The 6056-nt window shown below is 62.9% G+C and carries 3 protein-coding genes; all 3 read right to left on the reverse strand.

Features of this window, described 5'->3' with window-relative positions; genetic code table 11:
* Positions 1-512 (reverse strand): ATP-binding cassette domain-containing protein (locus EN932_RS26580; RefSeq protein ID WP_128369170.1); only part of this gene is annotated, 512 nt, incomplete at its 3' end.
* A gap of 274 nt (positions 513-786) precedes the next feature.
* Positions 787-909, reverse strand: coding sequence for a hypothetical protein (locus EN932_RS39590; protein WP_281040652.1), 123 nt, complete (start codon positions 907-909; stop codon positions 787-789).
* Between the two features lie 24 nt (positions 910-933).
* Positions 934-5949 (reverse strand): autotransporter domain-containing protein, encoded by a 5016-nt coding sequence (locus EN932_RS26585; RefSeq protein WP_164890629.1) that lies wholly within the window; start codon positions 5947-5949, stop codon positions 934-936.
* Between the last annotated feature and the right edge of the window lie 107 nt (positions 5950-6056).

Below are 6056 nucleotides of genomic sequence, written 5' to 3' on the forward strand. Positions count from 1 at the left end.
TGCCCCCTGAGTTTGGCGTCGAGATTGGACAGCGGTTCGTCGAAGAGAAAGCCCGCCGGATCACGCACGATCGCGCGGCCCATTGCGACGCGCTGGCGCTGGCCGCCGGAAAGCTGCCGAGGATAGCGCGCCAGCAACGGCACCAGCCCAAGGATTTCGGCCGCGCGGCGCACGCCTGCATCGCTCTCCGGCTTGGAAACTCCTTTGAGCATCAGCGAGAACGCCATGTTCTCGGCAACGGTCATGTGTGGGTAGAGCGCATAGTTCTGGAAGACCATGGCGACGTCGCGCTCCTTGGGCGCAACGTTGTTGACGACCCGTTCGCCAATCGCGATCTGGCCGCGTGAAATCTTTTCCAGGCCGGCGATCATTCTGAGAAGGGTTGATTTTCCGCAGCCCGATGGTCCGACCAGAGTGACGAACTCGCCGTCCTCGATGTTCACGCTGACCCCGTGCAGGATCTCGACAGCGCCGAATGATTTGTAGACTTCGCCAATTGCGACAGACGCCATCGATCCTCCCAACAAATTCCCGCGACGTCGTCGAAGGAACAACGCTTCCGCCAGCTACAGCCCTGGCTCCTCCCAGGCTCACGCTAGGCCGAAACGGTAGCGCTACCAAACCGGGCTGTAAAGCGTTTAGGGGAAAGCCGAACCTTGGGAGGGTCCGCTTCGCGCCACACAATCCTCCCAGCTGCTCCTGCGTCCGCTTCTGCGCGATCAAGTCCGGCACCTGCGGTCGCAGCGTTCGCGTTCATCACAGTTGCGCACGTCCTTGTAGGCTCGCTCAACCGGCGGCGATAAGGCTGGCTTCCTGCCAGGCGCTCGCGAGGTTCGCTTCCTGGCGTACGACCGCCTGGGCGATGCGATAAGCGGATTGAATGGCCCCTTTTCCGTCAGGGGCAGTCATTCCGGAACGATCCTTCCCGCTTGATTAGAATTCCACGTTGAGTTTTGCATTGAAGCCGTTCTGCTGGACGCCGGAGCCGAACTGACCCTGGTAGGCGACGCTGAGGGTTGCGGCATCGGTCAGGTTGAGATCGAACCCCGCTTCGATGGCGGCACTGTCCTTGGCGATCGGCACGCCAGCGATCGTGAAGGCATCACCGGCAGAGAAGGCATGTGTGCTGGTCGGTATGACGTCGCCATAGGCATGGCGCCAGCCCAGCATGCCGCGCGCCGTGGCATTGATGGCGCCGAGCGTGAAGCCGGCGGAGGCTCTGAGACCAAGCGTGGTGAAGGTGGCGTCGGTGGTCTGGCTTGCACTGGTCAATGCCGCCGCACCGCCCTTTTCCGTGAAGCCGTCCGTATGCAGGTTGACATAAGCGAGGTTGGCAAAAGGCTCGAAGGCCGCGACTGGCGTATCGATGCGATAGCCGAGTTCCCCGAACGCCTGGAAGGTGCCAGCGTTGTAGTCGCCGCTCAGGCTGTCGGCAAAGCCGGGCATGGCCACCGAGCGCGATGTCTTCATGTCATGCCACGTATAGGCAAGCCCGGAGCGGAAGGCGAGAGCGCCCCGCTGCGTGTCACCATAAAGGCCGAGATGATAATTGTCGCTCGAGCCTGACGAGGATCGGCCGTCGGCATCGAAGCTCGTGTGGCTGTAGCCAGTCATGATGCCAAGCCGCACATCCTCCGCGACAAGGCCGTCGACGCCGGTAAGAAAGCCGCCGGTGGAGGTATCGAGGCCTGCGGCATTGCCGTCGCCGTCGAAGGTGCCCCATGACCCGAAAGCCGTGCCCCAGGCGGCAAAGCGATCGGTGGTGGCAGGCGCCAGCATCGGACCGCCTTCGCCATAGGCCAGCACCGGCGTTGCCGGGATCCCTACCCCCTCGAAGGCCGCACGCAGGCGGTCATTGATGGCATCGCGGACAAAATGGCTGTCCTCGATCAGCGCCGATTTGGCGGACGCATGGATCTCGCCAGATAACGCATCGAAGGCTTCGCGTGCGGTTTCATCGTCCGGAAGGCCGGCGATTGCATCGTAGATCGGGTTGCCCGGCCCGGCGCTTTCGGCGCCATTGGCGGTGGCACACTGGTTGCGGGTGCCGGCCACGTCGCAGAACGACACGTCATTGCGGGCAACGTCGAGATAGATATTACTGGCGTCATAGGCGAGTGCCAGGTCGACAAACGGGGCGTTCTGGTCGAACGCATCATAGGTGCCGGTCACGCCTTGATCCGCGCTCAGGATCGTGTAGCGGGTTCCGGCACTGTAGCCGCCCGGCGCCTTGAGCGCGAAGACGGTGCCACCCTGGATGGTGGCTTTGCCCGTCACGTCGATCAGGTCGGAATTGCCGGCCGGATTGATCTCGACTTCGTAGGTCGAGCCTATCTCCTGCGTGTAATCGCCTGACACATTCAGCGTGCCGATCGAATTGCCCGGCGTAATCGTGCCGCCAGAAGCGATCGTGGTCGTACCCACCGTTCCCAAACCGCCGAGCGTGCCGCCGGCTGCAACCGCAATGGCGCCAGCAATGCTTGCCCCGGAATGGCTGCCGTCGCCGACAACGAGCTTGCCGCCGCCGATGGTGGTCAGACCGGTATAGGTGCTGACGCCGTTCAGCGTCAGCGTGCCGGCGCCGGTCTTGACGAGGCTCCCTCCGATGCCAGTGCTGCCATCCTGGATGACGCCGCCGATGGTGTCGTTCTTATCCAATCCGCCAAGCGTCAGCGACTTCGAGCCGAGAAAGACGAGACCATCGCCCGAAAGCGAGCCAATCGCGATACCGTCCGACGTCATTTCGGAGATGTCGACCTTTCCCCCCGTATCGTTTATGATCGCGGCCCCATCCGCCGTGTTAGCGCCATGGAAGCCAACGAAGCCGCCCTTGTTGGTGATGGCGGCGCTGCCGGCAGACGCGGTGTCGTAGAAGTCGAGCGTTCCTTGGATTGTAACGCCAATCGTGGCATTGGCGGCGCTCGAATTGCCGTTGAAGGACGTCCTGCTACCATTGCCGGTGATCGAAGCCGCACCGGCCGATGTTTCGTCGTTGAAGTTGATGCGGCTTTGGGTAGTGACGATCGTCGCCGTTCCCGCCGACGCACTGCCATCGAAGCGCATCGTTGCGTTTGTTTCCATGACGATGTCGAGGCTCTCGGCGCTTGCATCATTGATGAAGCGGAGGTCACCGGCCTTGACATTCACCGGTCCGCTGCCCAGCGCGCCTGTCGTCGCCGCGGTGATGAATCCTGCCGAAACCGTCGTCCCACCGGCGTAGCTGTTGGCGCTCGAAAGCACCAGCCCGCCGGCCCCGGTCTTGGTGAGCGCGCCGGTCCCGGAGATGACGCCGTTCGCCGTCAGGTCGGCATCGGTCTGGAACGTCCCACCGCCGGCATCCAGGGTGACGTTGCGCGCCGTCGCGAACGCCGCCGTGTTCCGCAGCGTGCCGCCATTGAATGTCAGGGCACCGCTTGCGGCGCCGAGATTGGCATCGGACGAAACGGAAATAGTCCCGCCCAGAAGCCGCGTGCCGCCCTGATAGCTGTTGCTGCCTTCCAGGACGAGCGTGCCGCCTTGCGTCTTGCTGACCCCGCCCGCGCCGGTAATCGTCGTCGCGATGGTGGCTGCCGTGCCGGCCAGCACGCGGATCTCGGCATTGCCATCGGCGCTGTCGGAACCATCTATCGCGAGCGTGCCGGAACCTTCCAGGCGGTAGCCGCTGTCGACGAATTGCAGCCCCTTGAAGCTTTGCGCTCCTTCGACGGCGATCGTGCCGCCGTCGAAGCCGCCCGGTTCGTTCTTGAACACCGCATGGTTTCCTGCCCAGGAGACGAGAGTATCGCCGCCCTGGTTCAGCCATTTTTCGTTCGTGGTGTTCCAGGTCCCGTCGCCGCCTTGCCAGTGCTGCAGCGTGTCGTCGCCGGCCGCTCCGATGAAGAGGTCGACATTGCCGCCGCCCGCCTGGATCTCATAGGCGGCCGGATCGGAAAGCGGCGGCTTCGTGCCGATCTCCAGGCCGTTGTCGGTGAGGCTGCCGCCATAGGTCATCAGCCGGTAATAGCCGAGGCCCGCCGTGCCATCGGCCACGTCGCCGCTCTGCGCAAGATTGAGCGTACCGTCGAGCGTCAGATTGCCACTCACCCCGATGCGGTCGCTTATCCCCGGAGAGCCGGTTGAACCGCCTGGATTGCCGAATTCGTAATCGAGAACCGACCCTGAAGAGAGGCCCAGATTTCCGGCAACCGTCAGCGTACCAACCGAATTGCCTGGCGCGATATGCCCGCCATCGGCAACCGTCGTCGTGCCCACCGTGCCCGAGCCACCGAGCGTGGCGCCGTCCTCGACATTGATCGTGCCACCGAGGAAGCCGGCACTGGCATGGTTCCCGACAAGAAGCGTGCCGCCTGCAACAGTGGTGGCACCGGTGAAGCTGGAACTGTCCGCGGCCAAAACGGTCGTGCCGCTTTCATGGAGGATGGTCCCCAAGCCGGTCAGGGAAGGGCTGAAAATCAGATCGGACCCATCGGGATTTCCCAGATGATTGAACACAACCGTGCCTGTGCCAGCGCCAAAAGCTATCGATGCCGCATCAACCGTGCCGGCGGCCTTCGCCACTTCCCCACTTGCCGCACCGATGTTGAGCGTTCCGAATGATCCTGGCTGGGCCGCCAACCCAACGATAGCAGGACCCCCGGCAAGCGAAACCTGCCCGCCCTCCGACAGAGTCAGCGTGCCCTTGCCCAAGACGCCAACGGCAATGATGGAGTCGCCTGTCCAAACCGACCCGGGGCCCGTAATATTCACAATTCCGGTGGCTTGAGCATCCCAACCAACAATGGCGTTGTTGCCGCTGGAAACCTGTCCGCCATTTTCAATGCTGAGCGATCCATTGCCAAAGAGACCAACTGCGATGGCATCAACGAGCGTCCAACCCGAATCATTTCCGGAAATCACCGCGGAGCCAGTGCTGCCCGCGCCATACGCCACAACTCCCGAATCGTTGAAAACCTGACCGCCATTCTCGACGATCAAGCTCCCTTTCCCTTTGGAATCCCCATTGGAATCCCCGACCCTAAGGACGTCGGCAGTCCAGGTGGCCGACCCTGAAACTCTTGCGGTTGCCCACTCGTCCGGATCAGTTCCGTCAGTAGCAATGATCCCGGTAAAAGAGGTGAGCTGTGTGTCGATGTCGAGCGTGCCCCCCATGACGCCCAGGTTGCCCGCGAGGTCGGAAGCGTCGCCTGACAGCGTCAGCGTACCGGCGCCGGCCTTGCCGAAATGGCCGGGGCCGGTAATGGTCCCGGCATAGGTACCGTCGCTCGCCTGGTCGAAGACGACGGCGCCGGTGTTCACGCCTGAGAAGGTGAGATTGCCGCCGAAGCTGTTGGTGTCGCCGACCAAGGTGCCTTGATCGATGGTCCAGTCCTGCGCACCCGTGCCGGTCAGGGTAACGGTATTCGTCCCGGCCTTGTTAAAGCTCGTGAAGCCGACGAACTCGTCACTCGCGCCTACCGTGGCCGTATTCACGAGCTTCGAGACATTGAAGGCCGGTGTGGAAGGCAGCGTGTCATAGTCCCCGAGCATCAATGAGCCGGTCGCGCCACTCTCCACCACGACATTGCCGGTGATAATCGAGCCGTTTCGCAGGGAAAGCGTGTTGACGCCGCCGGTGAAGGTGATGGCGTTAGCCCGGCCAAAGAAAGAATCTCCCCCAGTAATCTCCCCAACGTTAAGCACCGCCAAATTGGCCCCAACGATGCCGGTACCACCGTTTCCATTGCTGGGCGTCAGGGGAATATAGCCGGGGGCGCCGCCACTGCCGGTTCCGCCAGCAGGGCCGTTAGAGCCGCCGGCATGGCCACCGTTGCCCTCGCCGCCAATGATCACTCCGCTGTTAAAAACCGTCCCACCATTTCTGAGGTCGATCGCTGCACCGGCGGATGCAGAAACCCCGGCGCGGCCACCGGTAATGCGACCGTCGTTGACGATGCTGCCAGAATCTCCCATCACAATGGCTGTTCCGCCGGTGGCTAAAGCCCCGCCCGTGCCACCGAGGACATCGCCATGGTTGGTCAAGTCGCCGCCGGCGTTCAAAACAATGCCCGCACCACCAC

The organism is Mesorhizobium sp. M7A.F.Ca.US.002.01.1.1, from assembly GCF_004022955.1.
Lineage (GTDB): Bacteria > Pseudomonadota > Alphaproteobacteria > Rhizobiales > Rhizobiaceae > Mesorhizobium > Mesorhizobium ciceri.

What these genes read in the sequence shown, in the direction of transcription:
- EN932_RS39590 (WP_281040652.1), bottom strand. Translation starts at nt 909, where the DNA reads ATGACTGCCCCTGACGGAAAAGGGGCCATTCAATCCGCTTATCGCATC.
- EN932_RS26585 (WP_164890629.1), bottom strand. Translation starts at nt 5,949, where the DNA reads ATGGGAGATTCTGGCAGCATCGTCAACGACGGTCGCATTACCGGTGGC.